Annotated in this window: 27 protein-coding genes; 1 reads left to right on the forward strand and 26 read right to left on the reverse strand. The window is 68.0% G+C overall.

What is annotated here, in order from left to right; genetic code table 11:
- Positions 1 to 31 precede the first annotated feature (31 nt).
- The 20 genes from rplO to rpsJ form a co-directional block, all read right to left on the reverse strand.
- Positions 32 to 691 (reverse strand): 50S ribosomal protein L15, encoded by a 660-nt coding sequence (gene rplO / locus RH861_RS10785; RefSeq protein WP_082847155.1) that lies wholly within the window; start codon positions 689 to 691, stop codon positions 32 to 34.
- Entirely contained in the window at positions 691 to 876 is a 186-nt protein-coding gene (gene rpmD / locus RH861_RS10790) for a 50S ribosomal protein L30 (protein ID WP_067948559.1), read from the reverse strand. The genes rplO and rpmD overlap by 1 nt, the downstream gene beginning before the upstream one ends.
- Positions 876 to 1,571: a 30S ribosomal protein S5 gene (gene rpsE / locus RH861_RS10795; protein WP_067948561.1), complete on the reverse strand. Its 696-nt coding sequence runs from the start codon at positions 1,569 to 1,571 to the stop codon at positions 876 to 878. The genes rpmD and rpsE overlap by 1 nt, the downstream gene beginning before the upstream one ends.
- A complete protein-coding gene (gene rplR / locus RH861_RS10800; protein ID WP_067948563.1) occupies positions 1,568 to 1,927 on the reverse strand; it encodes a 50S ribosomal protein L18 in 360 nt (119 codons plus the stop codon). Before rplR ends, rpsE begins: the two co-directional genes overlap by 4 nt.
- 2 nt (positions 1,928 to 1,929) lie before the next feature.
- The gene (gene rplF, locus RH861_RS10805) at positions 1,930 to 2,466 is read right to left on the reverse strand and encodes a 50S ribosomal protein L6 (RefSeq protein ID WP_067948564.1); all 537 of its coding nucleotides are present in this window, start codon (positions 2,464 to 2,466) and stop codon (positions 1,930 to 1,932) included.
- Positions 2,467 to 2,470: 4 nt separating this feature from the next.
- On the reverse strand, positions 2,471 to 2,869 hold the full coding sequence (gene rpsH, locus RH861_RS10810; RefSeq protein WP_067948566.1) for a 30S ribosomal protein S8: 399 nt from the start codon (positions 2,867 to 2,869) through the stop codon (positions 2,471 to 2,473).
- A 152-nt stretch (positions 2,870 to 3,021) separates the two neighbouring features.
- Positions 3,022 to 3,612 carry a 50S ribosomal protein L5 gene (gene rplE, locus RH861_RS10815; protein WP_310520979.1) on the reverse strand — a complete coding sequence of 197 codons (591 nt, stop codon included), beginning with the start codon at positions 3,610 to 3,612 and terminating at the stop codon, positions 3,022 to 3,024.
- The gene (gene rplX / locus RH861_RS10820) at positions 3,612 to 3,971 is read right to left on the reverse strand and encodes a 50S ribosomal protein L24 (protein WP_067948569.1); all 360 of its coding nucleotides are present in this window, start codon (positions 3,969 to 3,971) and stop codon (positions 3,612 to 3,614) included. Before rplX ends, rplE begins: the two co-directional genes overlap by 1 nt.
- 2 nt (positions 3,972 to 3,973) lie before the next feature.
- Positions 3,974 to 4,342 carry a 50S ribosomal protein L14 gene (rplN, locus tag RH861_RS10825; RefSeq protein WP_067948571.1) on the reverse strand — a complete coding sequence of 123 codons (369 nt, stop codon included), beginning with the start codon at positions 4,340 to 4,342 and terminating at the stop codon, positions 3,974 to 3,976.
- Positions 4,343 to 4,375: 33 nt separating this feature from the next.
- On the reverse strand, positions 4,376 to 4,690 hold the full coding sequence (gene rpsQ / locus RH861_RS10830) for a 30S ribosomal protein S17 (protein ID WP_067948573.1): 315 nt from the start codon (positions 4,688 to 4,690) through the stop codon (positions 4,376 to 4,378).
- A 2-nt stretch (positions 4,691 to 4,692) separates the two neighbouring features.
- Positions 4,693 to 5,016: a 50S ribosomal protein L29 gene (gene rpmC, locus RH861_RS10835; RefSeq protein ID WP_067948575.1), complete on the reverse strand. Its 324-nt coding sequence runs from the start codon at positions 5,014 to 5,016 to the stop codon at positions 4,693 to 4,695.
- The gene (rplP, locus tag RH861_RS10840; protein WP_067948577.1) at positions 5,016 to 5,435 is read right to left on the reverse strand and encodes a 50S ribosomal protein L16; all 420 of its coding nucleotides are present in this window, start codon (positions 5,433 to 5,435) and stop codon (positions 5,016 to 5,018) included. Before rplP ends, rpmC begins: the two co-directional genes overlap by 1 nt.
- Positions 5,436 to 5,437: 2 nt before the next feature.
- The gene (rpsC, locus tag RH861_RS10845) at positions 5,438 to 6,187 is read right to left on the reverse strand and encodes a 30S ribosomal protein S3 (protein ID WP_067948578.1); all 750 of its coding nucleotides are present in this window, start codon (positions 6,185 to 6,187) and stop codon (positions 5,438 to 5,440) included.
- Complete coding sequence (gene rplV, locus RH861_RS10850) at positions 6,187 to 6,552, reverse strand: 50S ribosomal protein L22 (protein WP_067948581.1); 366 nt, start codon at positions 6,550 to 6,552, stop codon at positions 6,187 to 6,189. The genes rpsC and rplV overlap by 1 nt, the downstream gene beginning before the upstream one ends.
- A gap of 25 nt (positions 6,553 to 6,577) precedes the next feature.
- Positions 6,578 to 6,859: a 30S ribosomal protein S19 gene (gene rpsS / locus RH861_RS10855; RefSeq protein WP_067948583.1), complete on the reverse strand. Its 282-nt coding sequence runs from the start codon at positions 6,857 to 6,859 to the stop codon at positions 6,578 to 6,580.
- 15 nt (positions 6,860 to 6,874) lie between these two features.
- A complete protein-coding gene (gene rplB / locus RH861_RS10860) occupies positions 6,875 to 7,711 on the reverse strand; it encodes a 50S ribosomal protein L2 (RefSeq protein ID WP_248598637.1) in 837 nt (278 codons plus the stop codon).
- 19 nt (positions 7,712 to 7,730) lie between these two features.
- Complete coding sequence (gene rplW, locus RH861_RS10865) at positions 7,731 to 8,033, reverse strand: 50S ribosomal protein L23 (protein WP_067948587.1); 303 nt, start codon at positions 8,031 to 8,033, stop codon at positions 7,731 to 7,733.
- The gene (rplD, locus tag RH861_RS10870) at positions 8,030 to 8,683 is read right to left on the reverse strand and encodes a 50S ribosomal protein L4 (protein ID WP_310520980.1); all 654 of its coding nucleotides are present in this window, start codon (positions 8,681 to 8,683) and stop codon (positions 8,030 to 8,032) included. Before rplD ends, rplW begins: the two co-directional genes overlap by 4 nt.
- 2 nt (positions 8,684 to 8,685) lie before the next feature.
- A complete protein-coding gene (gene rplC, locus RH861_RS10875) occupies positions 8,686 to 9,342 on the reverse strand; it encodes a 50S ribosomal protein L3 (protein WP_248598638.1) in 657 nt (218 codons plus the stop codon).
- A gap of 8 nt (positions 9,343 to 9,350) precedes the next feature.
- Entirely contained in the window at positions 9,351 to 9,659 is a 309-nt protein-coding gene (gene rpsJ / locus RH861_RS10880) for a 30S ribosomal protein S10 (RefSeq protein ID WP_017201594.1), read from the reverse strand.
- A gap of 512 nt (positions 9,660 to 10,171) precedes the next feature.
- Here rpsJ and RH861_RS10885 point away from each other — a divergent pair.
- Positions 10,172 to 10,648 carry an OsmC family protein gene (locus RH861_RS10885; protein WP_310520981.1) on the forward strand — a complete coding sequence of 159 codons (477 nt, stop codon included), beginning with the start codon at positions 10,172 to 10,174 and terminating at the stop codon, positions 10,646 to 10,648.
- A 67-nt stretch (positions 10,649 to 10,715) separates the two neighbouring features.
- Here the strand turns inward: RH861_RS10885 and tuf are convergent, their stop codons facing one another.
- From tuf to RH861_RS10915, 6 genes are all read right to left on the reverse strand, one after another.
- Positions 10,716 to 11,909, reverse strand: a complete 1,194-nt coding sequence (tuf, locus tag RH861_RS10890) for an elongation factor Tu (RefSeq protein ID WP_067948595.1) — start codon at positions 11,907 to 11,909, stop codon at positions 10,716 to 10,718.
- Between the two features lie 114 nt (positions 11,910 to 12,023).
- The gene (gene fusA, locus RH861_RS10895) at positions 12,024 to 14,138 is read right to left on the reverse strand and encodes an elongation factor G (RefSeq protein ID WP_310520982.1); all 2,115 of its coding nucleotides are present in this window, start codon (positions 14,136 to 14,138) and stop codon (positions 12,024 to 12,026) included.
- A gap of 96 nt (positions 14,139 to 14,234) precedes the next feature.
- On the reverse strand, positions 14,235 to 14,705 hold the full coding sequence (gene rpsG, locus RH861_RS10900) for a 30S ribosomal protein S7 (protein WP_067948599.1): 471 nt from the start codon (positions 14,703 to 14,705) through the stop codon (positions 14,235 to 14,237).
- Positions 14,705 to 15,079, reverse strand: coding sequence for a 30S ribosomal protein S12 (gene rpsL, locus RH861_RS10905; RefSeq protein WP_022889720.1), 375 nt, complete (start codon positions 15,077 to 15,079; stop codon positions 14,705 to 14,707). The genes rpsG and rpsL overlap by 1 nt, the downstream gene beginning before the upstream one ends.
- Before the next feature lie 308 nt (positions 15,080 to 15,387).
- Positions 15,388 to 16,035: a spermidine/putrescine ABC transporter substrate-binding protein gene (locus tag RH861_RS10910; protein ID WP_067948602.1), complete on the reverse strand. Its 648-nt coding sequence runs from the start codon at positions 16,033 to 16,035 to the stop codon at positions 15,388 to 15,390.
- 72 nt (positions 16,036 to 16,107) lie between these two features.
- A complete protein-coding gene (locus RH861_RS10915; RefSeq protein ID WP_310520983.1) occupies positions 16,108 to 16,584 on the reverse strand; it encodes a DUF6121 family protein in 477 nt (158 codons plus the stop codon).
- Positions 16,585 to 16,591 lie beyond the last annotated feature (7 nt).

Here is a 16,591-nt window from a genome sequence, read left to right on the forward strand (position 1 = left end):
GACAGGCCCGAACTCGTTGTGGTGCAGCGGCTTACTTGACCGAACCGCCGGCGGCGACGATCTTCTGCTCGGCGGAGCCGGAGACCTTGTCGACCGCGACGTTGAGCTTCACCTGGATGTCGCCGTTGCCGAGCACCTTGACGCGCTCGTTCTTGCGGACGGCACCCTTGGCCACCAGGTCGTCGACGGTGACGTCGCCGCCCTTGGGGTAGAGCTCGGCCAGCTTCTCCAGGTTGACCACCTGGTACTCGACCCGGAACGGGTTCTTGAAGCCGCGCAGCTTCGGCGCACGCATGTGGTACGGAAGCTGCCCGCCCTCGAAGCCGGGGCGGATGTTGTTGCGGGCCTTCGAGCCCTTCGTGCCGCGACCGGCGGTCTTGCCCTTCGAACCCTCACCGCGTCCGACGCGGGTCTTGTCCTTCTTGGCACCGGGCGCCGGGCGCAGGTGGTGCACCTTCAGCACGGGCTCGCGCACGGCGTCGTCGGCGGCCTTGGGGGCGGCCTTCTTCGCCGGGGCCTTCTTCGCCGGAGCCTTCTCGGCCGCGGTGTCGTCCGCCTTGGCGGACTTGGCCGGGGCCTTCTTCTCGGCGGCCTTGGCCGGAGCCTTCTTCTCAGCGGCGGCCTTGGCCGGCGCCTTCTTCGCGGGAGCCTTCTTCGGGGTCTCCTCGGTTGCCTTCTTGTCGTCGGCCATTAGTCGATCTCCTCAACCTTCACGAGGTGGGCGACCGTCTTCACGTAACCGCGGTTCTGCGGCGTGTCCTCGCGGACGACGGAGTCGCCGATGCGCTTCAGTCCGAGGCTGCGGAGCGTGTCGCGCTGGTACTGCTTCTCGCTCACCTTGGACTTGATCTGGGTCACCTTGAGCTGCTTGGCCATCAGGCACCTGCCTTCGCTGCTGCGGCGGCCTCGGCCGCCTGGGCCTCGGCACGCAGCAGACGGGCCGGGGCGACCTCGTCGTAGTCGAGACCACGACGGGCGGCGACGGCGCGGGGCTCCTCGAGCTGCTTCAGCGCCTCGACCGTGGCGTGCACGATGTTGATGGTGTTCGACGAACCGAGCGACTTGCTCAGCACGTCGTGGATGCCCGCGCACTCGAGCACGGCGCGGACCGGACCACCGGCGATGACACCGGTACCGGGGCCGGCCGGACGCAGGAGGACGACACCGGCGGCCGCCTCGCCCTGCACCGGGTGCGGGATGGACGAACCGACGCGGGGAACGCGGAAGAAGTTCTTCTTCGCCTCCTCGACGCCCTTCGAGATCGCGGTCGGCACCTCGCGGGCCTTGCCGTAGCCGACGCCCACGAGGCCGTTGCCGTCGCCCACGACGACGAGCGCCGTGAAGCTGAAGCGGCGGCCGCCCTTGACGACCTTCGACACGCGGTTGATGGTGACGACGCGCTCGAGGAACTGGCTCTTCTCGGCGTCGCGGTCGCGACGGTCACGGCCCTGGCCGCGGTCGCGGCCGCCACGACGGCCCTCGCGCTCGTTGCGCTGCGGCTCCGAGGAAGCTGCCGTCTCGACGGGTGCCTCTGCGGTCACCTCGGTCTCCTTCACAGTGTTCTCGCTCACAGGTTCAGCCCTGCCTCTCGCGCTCCGTCGGCGATCGCTGCGACACGACCGGCGTACTTGTTGCCGCCGCGGTCGAACACGACCGACTCGATGCCCGCCTGCTTGGCCCGCTCGGCGACGAGCTCGCCGACCTTCTTGGCCTTGGCGGTCTTGTCACCGTCGAACGCGCGGAGGTCGGCCTCCATGGTCGAGGCGGATGCCACGGTGTGGCCCTTGCTGTCGTCGACGACCTGCACGAAGACGTGGCGGGCCGAGCGCGTCACCACGAGACGCGGGCGCAGCTCGGTACCGACGATCTTCTTGCGAAGCCGGGTGTGGCGGCGCGAACGCGCAGCCGACTTGCTCTTGACGGCCATGATTACTTACCAGCCTTTCCGGCCTTGCGACGCACGACCTCGCCGGCGTAGCGGATGCCCTTGCCCTTGTAGGGCTCGGGCTTCTTGATCTTGCGGATGTTGGCGGCGGTCTCGCCGACGGCCTGCTTGTCGATGCCCGAGACGGTGATCTTGTTGTTGCCCTCGACCGTCAGGGTGATGCCGACCGGCGGCTCGACGGTGACCGGGTGCGAGAAGCCGAGCGCGAACTCGACCGACGAGCCCTTCTGGGCGACGCGGTATCCGGTGCCGACGATCTCGAGGCCCTTGGAGTAGCCCTGGGTGACGCCGATGATGTTGTTCGCGATGAGGGTGCGCGTGAGGCCGTGCAGCGAACGCGAGTCGCGCTCGTCGTCGGGGCGGGTGACGAGGACCTGGTTCTCCTCGACCTTGACCTCGATGGGCTGCGCCACGGTGAGCGCGAGCTCGCCCTTGGGGCCCTTCACGGTGACGGCGCGGCCGTCGACCTTCACGTCGACACCGGCGGGGATGTCAATGGGGAGTCGTCCGATTCGTGACATGGAACTACCACACGTAGGCGAGGACTTCCCCACCCACGCCCTTCTTCTCGGCCTGGCGGTCGGTGAGCAGACCGCTGGAAGTGGACAGGATCGCGACGCCGAGGCCGCCGAGCACCTTGGGGATCTCGGTCGACTTGGCGTAGACGCGGAGGCCGGGCTTCGACACGCGCTTGATGCCCGCGATCGAGCGCTCGCGGTTCGGGCCGAACTTGAGCTGCAGCGTGAGCGTCTTGCCCACGCGCGCGTCGGTGACCTCGAAGCCGGCGATGTAGCCCTCGCTCTTGAGGATCTCCGCGATGTGCGCCTTCAGCTTGGAGTGGGGCATCGACACGGAGTCGTGGTGCGCCGAGTTCGCGTTGCGCAGGCGCGTCAACATGTCAGCGACCGGGTCGGTCATCGTCATGACGGATGTTCCTAACGTTCACCAGGTTTCAGGACCCGTTACACGGGGACTGACCTGTGGTGGTGGCGGGACGCGGTTGCGAACCGCCGGATGCCGGTGCCGGCCGGACCTCGGGCGAGGCCCGGCCAGCGGGCACAAACTCGTAGAGTCTACTACGCGTTGTCGGTCGACTTGAACGGGAAGCCGAGCGCCTTAAGCAGCGCACGACCCTCGTCGTCGGTCTTGGCAGTGGTCACCACGGTGATGTCCATGCCGCGGACGCGGTCGATCTTGTCCTGGTCGATCTCGTGGAACACGGACTGCTCCGTGAGACCGAAGGTGTAGTTGCCGTTGCCGTCGAACTGCGCGTCCGAGAGCCCGCGGAAGTCGCGGATACGGGGCAGCGCGAGCGAGAGCAGGCGGTCGAGGAACTCCCACATGCGGTCGCCGCGCAGCGTCACGTGGGCGCCGATGGGCTGACCCTCGCGGAGCTTGAACTGGGCGATCGACTTGCGGGCCTTGGTGACCTGCGGCTTCTGACCGGTGATGCGGGTCAGGTCGGCGATGGCGCCGTCGATGACCTTGCCGTCACGGGCCGCCTCGCCGACGCCCATGTTCACGACGATCTTCACCAGGCCGGGAACCTGGTGCGGGTTGGCGTAGCCGTTCGCCTCGGTCAGCGACTTCGTGATCTCGGTCTGGTACTTCTGCTTGAGGCGCGGCTGGATCTTGCCAGCCGGCGCGGCAGTTGCGGTGTCGGTCATTACAGGTCCTTACCTGACTTCTTCGCGTAGCGGACGCGGACGGTCTTCTCGACGCCGTCCTTCGTCACGGTCTCGTTGCGGAAGCCGACGCGGGTCGGCTTCTTCGTCTCGGGGTCGACGAGCGCGACGTTCGACACGTGGATCGGAGCCTCGTGGGTCTCGATGCCGCCGGTCTTCGTGCCGCGCTGGGTCTGGCCGACGCGCACGTGCTTGGTGACGTAGTTCACGCCCTCGACGACGACGCGGTTCTGGTCGACGAGCACCTCGATGACCTTGCCCTGCTTGCCGCGGTCTCCGCCGCGAGCCTGGCTGCGGCCCGAGATGACCTGGACGAGGTCGCCCTTCTTGATCTTCGCCATGGTTACAGCACCTCCGGCGCCAGCGAGATGATCTTCATGAACTTCTTGTCGCGGAGCTCCCGGCCGACCGGCCCGAAGATGCGGGTGCCACGGGGGTCACCGTCGTTCTTGAGGATCACCGCGGCGTTCTCGTCGAACTTGATGTAGGAGCCGTCGGGACGACGGGTCTCCTTCACGGTGCGGACGACGACGGCCTTGACCACGTCGCCCTTCTTCACGTTGCCGCCAGGGATCGCGTCCTTGACGGTGGCGACGATGACGTCGCCGAGGCCCGCGTAGCGGCGGCTGGAGCCACCGAGCACGCGGATGGTGAGCAGCTCCTTGGCACCCGTGTTGTCGGCGACCTTGAGCCGGGATTCCTGCTGAATCACTTCGTACTCCTTCTGAGAGGCAAGCCCTGGGGCTTACTTGGCCTTCTCGACGATCTCGACGAGGCGCCACCGCTTGGTGGCGCTGAGCGGGCGGGTCTCGGAGATCACGACGAGGTCGCCGATGCCGGCGGTGTTCTGCTCGTCGTGCGCCTTGACCTTCGAGGTACGGCGGATGACCTTGCCGTACAGCGGGTGCTTCACGCGGTCCTCGACCTCGACGACGATGGTCTTCTCCATCTTGTCGCTGACGACGTAGCCACGGCGGACCTTGCGGTAGCCGCGGGCGTCGGCGTCCTTGACGTCGTGCTCGGCCGACTCGTGGCCCTTCGTCTCCTTGGCGGTTGCCATGACTAGGCCTCCTTCGTCTCTGCGGCCTCAGCCGTGGCATCCGCCTCGGCCTTGGCCTTCTTGGTCTTCTTGGCCGGGGCGGCGGGCGCCTCGACCGGAGCCGGCGTCGCACGGATGCCGAGCTCGCGCTCACGGATGACCGTGTAGATGCGAGCGATGTCGCGCTTCACGGCACGCAGGCGGCCGTGGCTCTCGAGCTGTCCGGTGGCGGCCTGGAAGCGGAGGTTGAACAGCTCCTCCTTGGCCTTCTTGAGCTCGTCGACGAGACGCTCGTCCTCGAAGGTGTCGAGCTCGACGACAGCGAGCTCCTTGGATCCGACGGCCATTATGCGTCGCCCTCCTCGCGCTTGATGATGCGTGCCTTGAGGGGCAGCTTGTGGATGGCACGGGTCAGGGCCTCGCGAGCGAGTTCCTCGGAGACGCCCGAGACCTCGAAGAGGACGCGACCCGGCTTGACGTTGGCGACCCACCACTCGGGCGAACCCTTACCGGAACCCATGCGGGTCTCGGCCGGCTTCTTCGTGAGCGGACGGTCGGGGTAGATGTTGATCCACACCTTGCCGCCTCGCTTGATGTGACGCGTCATGGCGATACGAGCGGACTCGATCTGACGGTTGGTCACGTAGGCGGGGCTCAGGGCCTGGATGCCGAACTCGCCGAAGGTGACCTTCGTGCCGCCGGTGGCCTGGCCCGAACGGCCGGGGTGGTGCTGCTTGCGGTACTTGACTCGACGGGGAATCAACATGGTTATGCCTCAACTCCTGCGGCCGCCGGCTCCTGCGAACGGGGCGCACGACGGGGACGGTCACTGCGCTCGCGCGACGGCTTCTGGGAGGCCTGCTCGCGGGCGAGTTCCTTGTTGGTGATGTCGCCCTTGTAGATCCAGACCTTCACGCCGATGCGGCCGAAGGTGGTCTTGGCCTCGTAGAAGCCGTAGTCGATGTTCGCGCGGAGCGTGTGCAGCGGCACGCGACCCTCGCGGTAGAACTCCGACCGGCTCATCTCGGCACCGCCGAGGCGACCCGAGACCTGGATCCGGACGCCCTTGGCGCCGGCGCGCTGCGCGCCCTGCAGGCCCTTGCGCATCGCGCGGCGGAAGGCCACGCGGGCGGAGAGCTGCTCGGCGATGCCCTGCGCGACGAGCTGGGCGTCGGCCTCGGGGTTCTTCACCTCGAGGATGTTGAGCTGGATCTGCTTGCCGGTGAGCTTCTCGAGGTCGGCGCGGATGCGCTCGGCCTCGGCGCCGCGGCGGCCGATCACGATGCCGGGACGCGCCGTGTGGATGTCCACGCGGACGCGGTCGCGGGTGCGCTCGATCTCGATGCGCGAGACACCGGCGCGGTCGAGCGACGTCTGGAGCAGGCGACGGATCTTGACATCCTCGGCGAGGTAGTCGGCGTAGCGCTGACCGGGCTTCGTCGAGTCGGAGAACCACCGCGACACGTGGTCGGTGGTGATGCCGAGACGGAAGCCGTACGGGTTGACCTTCTGACCCATTACTTCGTACCCTCCTCGGGCGTGCCGAGCACGACGGTGATGTGGCTCGTGCGCTTGTTGATGCGGAAGGCACGACCCTGCGCGCGCGGCTGGAATCGCTTGAGGGTGGTGCCCTCGTCGACGAATGCGCGCTTGACGTAGAGGTCCTGCTCGTCCAGGTGGGTGTTCGTGGCATCGGCCTTGACGCGAGCGTTCGCGATGGCCGAGGCGACGAGCTTGTACACCGGCTCGCTCGCACCCTGGGGGGCGAACTTCAGGATGGCCAGGGCCTCCTGTGCCTGCTTGCCGCGGATCAGGTTGACGACGCGGCGGGCCTTCATGGGGGTCACGCGGATGTGACGCACGCGTGCGATCGACTCCACCATTTCTCTCCTCCTTCACGCCACCGCGTCAGCGGCGGCGGCCCTTCTTGTCGTCCTTCACGTGTCCACGGAAGGTGCGGGTGGGCGCGAACTCGCCGAGCTTGTGGCCCACCATGGTCTCGGTGACGAACACCGGGATGTGCTTGCGGCCGTCGTGCACGGCGATCGTGTGGCCGAGCATGGCCGGGACGATCATCGAGCGACGCGACCACGTCTTGATGACGTTCTTCGAACCCGCTTCGTTCTGCGCGGCGACCTTGCGAAGCAGGTGCTCGTCGACGAAGGGGCCCTTCTTGAGGCTGCGAGGCATCTTCTCTTACTCCTACTAGCGCTTCTTGCCGACGGTGCGACGACGGACGATGAGCTTGTCGCTCTCCTTGTTGGGACGACGCGTGCGGCCCTCGGGCTGGCCCCACGGGCTCACCGGGTGACGACCACCGGAGGTCTTGCCCTCACCACCACCGTGCGGGTGGTCGATCGGGTTCATCGCGACACCGCGGACGGTCGGGCGGACGCCCTTCCAGCGCTTGCGGCCGGCCTTGCCCCAGTTGATGTTCGACTGCTCGGCGTTGCCGACCTCGCCGACGGTCGCGCGGCAGCGCGCGTCGACGTTGCGGATCTCGCCCGACGGCAGGCGGAGCTGCGCGTAGGGGCCGTCCTTCGCCACGAGGCGCACCGACGCACCGGCCGAACGCGCCAGCTTCGCGCCGCCGCCGGGGCGGAGCTCGATGGCGTGCACGACGGTACCCGTCGGGATGTTGCGCAGCGGCAGGTTGTTGCCGGGCTTGATGTCGGCGCCGGGGCCCGACTCGACCGGGTCGCCCTGCTGCAGCTTGTTCGGCGCGAGGATGTAGCGCTTGGTGCCGTCCACGAAGTGGAGCAGCGCGATGCGCGCGGTGCGGTTGGGGTCGTACTCGATGTGAGCGACCTTGGCCGGCACGCCGTCCTTGTCGTTGCGCTTGAAGTCGATGACGCGGTACTGGCGCTTGTGGCCACCGCCGATGTGGCGGGTGGTGATGCGGCCCTGGTTGTTGCGGCCACCGGTCTTCGACAGCGGGCGGAGCAGCGACTTCTCGGGCGTCGAGCGCGTGATCTCGGCGAAGTCGGCGACCGACGAACCGCGACGACCCGGGGTCGTGGGCTTGTACTTGCGAATAGCCATAGTGAGTTTCCTCTGCTCCTTAGCCGACAGCCGTGAAGATGTCGATCGAGCCGGACTTGAGGGTGACGATCGCGCGCTTGGTGTCCTTGCGCTTGCCGATGCCGAAGCGCGTGCGACGCGTCTTGCCCTGGCGGTTCAGGGTGTTGATCGAGGCGACCTGGACGTTGAAGATCTTCTCGATCGCGAGCTTGATCTCGGTCTTGTTCGCACGGGGGTCCACGATGAACGTGTACTTGCCCTCGTCGATCAGGTTGTAGCTCTTCTCAGAGACGACCGGCGCGATGATGATGTCGCGCGGGTCCTTGTTGTGCGCGGCGCTCATGCGGAGACCTCTTCCTTCTTCGCCGTCTTCGCGGCGATGAACGCCTCGAGCGCGGCCTGGCTGAAGACGATGTCGTCGGCGACGAGCACGTCGTAGGCGTTCAGCTGGTCGACCGGCAGGACGTGCACGGTCGGGATGTTGCGCACGACGCGCTCCGACAGCTCCTCGTCGCGGGTGAGGACGACGAGCTGGTGCTTCGACGGCGAGATGCCGGCGAGGAGCGCCACGGCGTCCTTCGTCTTGGGGGTGTCGCTCGCGAATGAGGTGACCGCGTGGACGCGGCCGCCGCGGGCCCGGTCGGAGAGGGCGCCGAGCAGGGCTGCGGCGATCATCTTCTTGGGGGTGCGCTGCGAGTAGTCGCGCGGCTGCGGGCCGTGGACGATGCCACCGCCGGTCATGTGCGGCGCGCGGATCGAGCCCTGGCGGGCGCGGCCCGTGCCCTTCTGCTTGAAGGGCTTGCGGCCGGCGCCGGAGACCTCGCCGCGGCGCTTGGTCTTGTGCGTGCCCTGGCGCGCCGCGGCGAGCTGGGCGACGACGACCTGGTGGATGAGCGGCACGTTCGTCTGCACGTCGAAGAGCTCGGCGGGCAGCTCGGCCGTACCGGCCTTCTTACCGGTGACGTCGAGGACGTCGATGGTGGGGGCGGCCATGGTCAGGCTCCCTTCACAGCGTTGCGGACGAACACGAGACGGCCGCGCGCACCGGGGACGGCGCCCTTGACGAGCAGCAGGCCCTTCTCGGCGTCGACCGCGTGCACGCGGAGGTTGAGGACGGTCACGCGCTCGCCGCCCATGCGGCCGGCCATGCGCATGCCCTTGAAGACGCGGCTCGGGGTCGACGAGGCGCCGATCGAACCGGGCTTGCGGTGGTTGCGGTGCGCACCGTGCGACGCGGAGACGCCCGCGAAGTTGTGGCGCTTCATGACACCGGCGAAGCCCTTGCCCTTGGAGGTGCCGACGACGTCGACCAGCTGGCCGGCCTCGAAGGTGCCGTCGACCGTGAGCTCCTGGCCGAGCGAGTACTCGGCGGCGTCAGCGGTGCGGATCTCGGTGACGTGGCGGCGCGGGGTCACGCCGGCGGCGTCGAAGTGGCCGGTGAGCGGCTTGGTGACCTTGCGCGGGTCGATGGCGCCCGCGGCGATCTGGATGGCGGTGTAGCCGTCCTTCTCGGGGGTGCGGAGCTGCGTGACCACGTTGGGGGCGATCTCGATGACGGTGACCGGGATGAGCTTGTTGTTCTCGTCCCACACCTGGGTCATGCCGAGCTTGGTGCCGAGCAGACCCTTCACGTTCTTGGTAGTGGTGGACATGTCGTACCTCAGAGCTTGATCTCGATGTTGACGTCGGCCGGAAGGTCGAGACGCATGAGCGAGTCGACGGCCTTGGGCGTCGGGTCCACGATGTCGATCAGGCGCTTGTGGGTGCGCATCTCGAAGTGCTCGCGGCTGTCCTTGTACTTGTGGGGCGAACGGATGACGCACACCACGTTCTTCTCGGTCGGAAGCGGCACGGGGCCGACGACCGTGGCGCCCGCGCGGGTCACCGTGTCGACGATCTTGCGCGCCGAGGTGTCGATGACCTCGTGGTCATACGACTTCAGTCGAATGCGGATCTTCTGTCCCGCCATTGCTGACTCTCTCTCTGTCAAGGCGTCTTACCCCTTCCGAGGGCATCGGACGCCGCGTAGCTACTCCGTGTGAAGCACCACTGTTCTTCTGTCAAAGGCCGGTGATCGAGCCTGTCGAAGCCACCCCGCTGACGCGGTGGCCTCGGCACGCTCGACCTTCGAACCCCACCGACCCCCGCGCTCGGGCGTGTCGCACTCGCGCGTTCGGGCATGGCGGACCCATGCTCGAAGTGGTTGTCGGTTGTGTGTCCTGCTGCCCGCGGCCTAGCCTGACCCGTACTCGCCCATCTGGGCCTTCCGGTGGCTATGCACTGCCTGGCAGTGATTCGAACGGCACGCAGCAAGGCACGCCGTTCGAAATGTTGAACTAGAAGAGTTTGCCACAGCGGCCGCGTGCGTGCAACCCGGGCGTGTCGCGCCCCGCCGGCTCACTGCGACCTCCCAGCCGAGCGGATGCCGCGCCCCCCGCGCCATGGTGGAATCGGAGGGGAACCGCCCGACAGGAGGACGCGATGAGCGAGCAGACGACCGAGCACGTGCACCAGGTGAGCGAGCGGATCGGACCGGGCAGCGTCTCGGTCGCCCGCGTCGCCCCGCGGCGATACGTGGGCCTCAACGAGAAGGGCGCGACCGTGCAGATCGGCGGTGCCGAGCTCGAGGGCGAGCACTTCACCCCGGGCGAGCTGCTGAAGCTCGCGCTGGCGGGCTGCGTGGGCCTCAGCGTCGACCGGGTGGCCTCCCGGCGCCTCGGCGACGACTTCGAGATGACGGTGTGGGCCCACGGCAGTTCCGACGCGGAGTCCAACCGCTACCAGCGCATCGCGGAGGAGGTCCTCGTCGACCTGTCCATGCTCGAGCCGGACGACCGCGCCAAGCTCGTGGGCATCATGGCCCGGGCGATCGAGAAGGGCTGCACGGTGGGCCGGAGCGTCGAGGGCGCCATCGACGTCGACACCGAGATCGACGGGACCCACTTCCCGGCGCACTGACCGCGGACACGACGAAGGGGGCCGGGCCGAAGCCCGACCCCCTTCTGAGGTCGCTGTCGCGGAGACCTTACTTGATGATCTTCGTGACGGTACCGGCGCCGACGGTCCGGCCACCCTCGCGGATGGCGAAGCCGAGGCCCTCCTCCATGGCGATCGGCTGGATGAGCTCGACCGTCATGTCGGTGGTGTCGCCGGGCATGACCATCTCGGTGCCCTCGGGCAGCGTGATGACGCCGGTGACGTCGGTGGTGCGGAAGTAGAACTGCGGACGGTAGTTCGCGTAGAACGGGTTGTGACGGCCGCCCTCGTCCTTCGAGAGGATGTACGCGGTGCCCTCGAAGTTGGTGTGCGGGGTCACCGAGCCGGGGGCCACGACGACCTGGCCGCGCTCCACGTCCTCACGCTTGGTACCACGGAGCAGGAGACCGCAGTTCTCGCCGGCCCAGGCCTCGTCGAGCTGCTTGTGGAACATCTCGATACCCGTGACCGTGGTCTTCTGCGTCGGGCGGATGCCGACGATCTCGACCTCGGAGTTGATCTTCAGCGTGCCGCGCTCGGCGCGACCCGTGACGACCGTGCCACGACCGGTGATGGTGAAGACGTCCTCGATGGGCATGAGGAACGGCTTGTCCTTGTCGCGCACCGGGTCCGGGATGGACTCGTCGACGGCCTCCATGAGGTCGAGGACCGACTGCACCCACTTCTCGTCGCCCTCGAGCGCCTTGAGGCCCGAGACGCGGACGACCGGAGCGTCGTCGCCGGGGAAGCCTTGGCTCGAGAGGAGCTCGCGGACCTCGAGCTCGACGAGCTCCAGGATCTCCTCGTCGTCGACCATGTCGGCCTTGTTCAGCGCGACGAGCAGGTACGGCACGCCGACCTGCTTGGCGAGCAGCACGTGCTCACGCGTCTGGGCCATGGGGCCGTCGGTCGCGGCGACCACCAGGATCGCGCCGTCCATCTGGGCGGCACCGGTGATCATGTTCTTGATGTAGTCGGCGTGACCCGGGGCGTCGACGTGCGCGTAGTGGCGCTTCGGCGTCTCGTACTCGACATGCGAGATGTTGATCGTGATGCCGCGCTGGCGCTCCTCGGGAGCCGAGTCGATCGACGCGAAGTCGCGCTGCACGTTGGTGGCCGACGGGTACTTGTCGGCGAGCACCTTCGAGATCGCCGCGGTGAGCGTCGTCTTGCCGTGGTCGACGTGACCGATCGTACCGATGTTGACGTGCGGCTTGGTCCGCTCGAACTTGGCCTTAGCCACTGTGGGTCCTCCTCAGGATCCGTGTAGCAGCACCGGGCGCCGGATTGCGACCGGAGTGCTACGGGGGGTTGTGTTGTTATGTTACGCGAACCTGTCGGCTCGTGCGTTCGGGCGCTACTCGCCCTTGTTCTTCTGGACGATCTCCTCGGCGACAGCCTTCGGGACCTCCGCGTAGCTCTCGAACTCCATCGAGTACACGGCGCGTCCCGAGGTCTTCGACCGCAGGTCGCCGATGTAGCCGAACATCTCCGAAAGCGGGACGTGCGCACGCACGACCTTCACGCCGGCGGCGTCCTCCATGGACTGGATCTGGCCGCGACGCGAGTTCAGGTCGCCGATGACGTCGCCCATGTACTCCTCCGGAGTACGGACCTCGACGGCCATCAGCGGCTCGAGCAGGACGGGGTTCGCCTTCCGAGCGGCCTCCTTGAAGCCCATCGAACCGGCGATCTTGAACGCCATCTCCGAGGAGTCGACGTCGTGGGCCGCACCGTCGACGAGCGTCGCCTTGACGCCCACCATCGGGTAGCCGGCGAGGATGCCGTACTGCATGGCGTCCTGGAAGCCGGCGTCGACCGACGGGATGTACTCGCGCGGGACGCGACCACCGGTGACGGCGTTCTCGAACTCGTAGGTCTTGTCGCCCTCGACCTCGAGCGGCTCCAGCTTGAACTGGATCTTCGCGAACTGGCCCGAGCCACCCGTCTGCTTCTTGTGGGTGTAGTCGTGACGCTCGACGGCGCGCTTGATGGTCTCGCGGTACGCGACCTGCGGCTTGCCGACGTTCGCCTCGACCTTGAACTCGCGCTTCATGCGGTCGACGAGGATGTCGAGGTGCAGCTCGCCCATGCCCTTGATGACGGTCTGGCCCGTCTCGGGGTTGAGCTCGGTGCGGAAGGTCGGGTCCTCCTCGGCGAGCTTCTGGATGGCCGTGCCGAGCTTCTCCTGGTCGGCCTTGGTCTTCGGCTCGATGGCGACCTCGATGACGGGCTCGGGGAAGGTCATCGACTCGAGGACGACCTGGTTGTCCGGGTCGCACAGCGTGTCGCCGGTCGTGGTGTCCTTGAGACCGATCACCGCGTAGATGTTGCCCGCGGTGAGCGAGTCGACCGGGTTCTCCTTGTTGGCGTGCATCTGGAAGATCTTGCCGATGCGCTCCTTCTTGCCCTTGGTCGAGTTGATGACCTGGGCACCGGAGTCGAGCCGGCCCGAGTAGACGCGCACGTAGGTGAGGCGACCGAAGAAGGGGTGCACCGCGACCTTGAACGCGAGGGCCGAGAACGGCTCGGTCGCGTCGGCGTGGCGCTCGATGACCTTCTCCTCGTCGCGCACGTCGTGGCCCTGGACGGGCGGCACGTCGAGCGGCGACGGGAGGTAGTCGATGACCGCGTCGAGCATGGGCTGCACGCCGCGGTTCTTGAAGGCCGAGCCGCAGAGGACCGGGTAGACCTCGGAGTTGATCGTGAGCTTGCGGATGGCGCCCTTGATCTCGTCCTCGGTGAGCTCCTCGCCGCCGAAGTACTTCTCGAGCAGCGCGTCGTCGGTCTCCGCGACGGTCTCGAGGAGCTGCTGGCGGTACTGCTCCGCCTTCTCCTTGAGCTCGGCCGGGATCTCCTGGATCTCGTACTTCGCGCCCATGGTCACGTCGCCCTTGGCGTCGCCGGGCCACACCAAGGCCCGCATGTAGACCAGGTCGATGACGCCGACGAAGTCGTTCTCGGCGCCGATCGGGAGCTGGAGCACGAGCGGCTTCGCGCCGAGGCGCGAGACGATCGTGTCCACGGTGAAGTAGAAGTCCGCGCCGAGCTTGTCCATCTTGTTGACGAAGCAGATGCGGGGCACGTTGTACTTGTCGGCCTGGCGCCAGACGGTCTCGGACTGGGGCTCCACGCCCTCCTTGCCGTCGAAGACGGCGACCGCGCCGTCGAGCACGCGCAGCGAACGCTCCACCTCGACGGTGAAGTCGACGTGGCCGGGCGTGTCGATGATGTTGATCTGGTTCTTGTTCCAGAAGCACGTGACCGCGGCCGACGTGATGGTGATGCCGCGCTCCTTCTCCTGCTCCATCCAGTCGGTCGTCGACGCGCCGTCGTGCGTCTCGCCGATCTTGTGGTTGACGCCCGTGTAGAACAGGATGCGCTCGGTGGTGGTGGTCTTGCCGGCATCGATGTGGGCCATGATGCCGATGTTGCGGACCTTGTTCAGGTCGGTGAGCACGTCAAGTGCCACGGGGTTCCTCCGGATGGTCAGGAAGGGAAGGGTGGGGGTGAGCGGATGCCGCGTGGGCGTCCGCGAGCGCACGGCCCGCGGCATCCGCTCGGCCGACTACCAGCGGTAGTGGGCGAAGGCGCGGTTCGACTCGGCCATCTTGTGGGTGTCCTCGCGGCGCTTGACCGCGGCACCCAGGCCGTTCGAGGCGTCGAGGATCTCGTTGGTGAGACGCTCGGTCATGGTCTTCTCCCGGCGGGCCTTGGCGTAGCTGGTGAGCCAGCGGAGCGCCAGGGTGTTCGCGCGGTGGGGCTTGACCTCGACGGGGACCTGGTAGGTCGAGCCGCCGACGCGGCGCGACCGGACCTCGAGGGTCGGGCGCACGTTGTCGAGGGCCTTCTTCAGGACCGCGACGGCGTCCTGGCCGGACTTGTTCGCGACGTTCTCGAGCGCCTCGTAGACGATGCGCTGGGCGAGGTCCTTCTTGCCGTCGACGAGGATCTTGTTGACGAGCTGGCTGACGACCGGCGAGCCGTAGACCGGGTCGGCGACGACGGGGCGCTTCGGAGCGGGTCCCTTGCGAGGCATTACTTCTTCTCCATCTTCGCGCCGTAGCGGCTGCGGGCCTGCTTGCGGTTCTTCACGGCCTGCGTGTCGAGCGCGCCGCGGATGATCTTGTAGCGCACACCGGGGAGGTCCTTCACACGACCGCCGCGCACGAGCACCATCGAGTGCTCCTGCAGGTTGTGGCCCTCACCGGGGATGTAGGCGGTGACCTCGGTGCCGTTCGAGAGCTTGACACGGGCGACCTTGCGGAGCGCCGAGTTCGGCTTCTTGGGGGTGGTGGTGTACACACGGGTGCACACGCCGCGCTGCTGGGGGTTGGCCTTCAGGGCGGGCGCCTTGGTCTTCGTGACCTTGGGCGAGCGACCCTTGCGGACCAACTGCTGAATGGTTGGCACTGCTTCTCCTTGATGGTGCTGCACGGTGACAGCGTTGATGGGTTTCACATCACGACCCACCGGCACCGCCGAGCGGCGCTGCCGTACGTGGTGGGTATGCCGTGGGGGCGTTCCGGCCTCGGCGGCCGGAGCCCTGGTGTGCGCCATGATGAGAACCCGCTTCGTGTCCGATCTCCGGCTGGCGGATCGCGGGCATGAACGAGCGCGCGGCAGAGCGCACACCCGATCAATGGTAATCGGGCGTCACGGTGCGGTCAAATGGCGACGGATGCCGCGGGCACGCCCTGAGCGAACGGGCACCGCCCGGCTCAGCCCGGCCAGCCGGGGGCGTCGAGCTCGCGGTCCAGGTCGGCGAGCAGCTCGGCGACCTGCGGCTCCACGAGCCGCTCGACGGCGTTGGCGATCCGCTGCCGGTGCTGGGCGAGTTCGATGCAGATGCGGCGTCCGAGTTGCTTGGCGAACTCGTCGGCGAGGCGGACCTCCTCGCGCAGGGCCTCCTTCTCCTCGGGGGTGAAGGGGCGCGGGGCCGGTTCGAAGGCCTCGGCCGCGGCATCCGCTTCGAGCCCCTGGAGGGTGAAGAGGAACGGCGAGCCGGGCGTCGGTTCGGGGTCGAGGTCGAGGCCGAGGAACTCCGGGTCGAGCCCCTCGCCCGCGCGGTAGGGCCGGCGCGCCTTGCGCTCCTCGGCGAGGCGGATCTCGCGATGGAGCATCGGCAGGTTGCGGGCCGTGTAGTCGTCGACCGCGCCGTCGATGATGCCCTTCATGCGCATGCTGAACGCGTGCTGCACCGGGTGGGGCACGTCGGTGTCGAGACCGGCGGCGGCGAGGATCGGCGATCCGAAGCAGCGCGTGCAGAGCCGCACGCGACCGCGGTGCGTGCCCGGCCTCCATCGCGGCAGCCACGCCAGCCAGCGGTCGACCTCGTGGCTCACGCGAGCCTCGACCGAACCCTCCACGCGGTTCACCCTACTGCGGCGGCCCGGCCGCGGCGCCGAACCCGCGAACGGATGTCACGCGGGACGCGCGCCTCACTCCTCGCCGTCGCGCTCCCACGGCCACTTCGGGCGCTCGACCCCGCCCTGCTGGGCACGCACGGTGACCGCGGCGAGGAGGGCGACGAGCGCCCCGGTGACGGGGATGATCGCCCCGAAGCCGACGGTCATGAACGACAGCGCGAACAGCAGCGAGGCGAGGATCGTGCCCGTGGCGGCCGCGTACGACACCGTCGCCCCGACGACGCCGGCCGCCCACGTCGCGAGCAGGGCGAGCCCGGCGAGCGACCAGGGACGGAGGCCGCGGCCGAGCCCCCGACCCAGCAGGATGAGCAGGGCGAGGACGGATGCCGCGACCGTGAGAGGTGCGACGAGCCGCCCCGCCTCGGGGTCGGGGACGGGCTCGGCGTCGGCGAGCAGGCTCACGAACCCGAACGCGGCGACGATGAGCGCGACGTGCAGGGCGGCCGCGAATCCCGCGACGGCCCAGGATGAGGTCGAGTTCGTCGCCATGTCCCGA

The organism is Agromyces indicus (assembly GCF_031432295.1).
GTDB lineage: Bacteria > Actinomycetota > Actinomycetes > Actinomycetales > Microbacteriaceae > Agromyces > Agromyces indicus.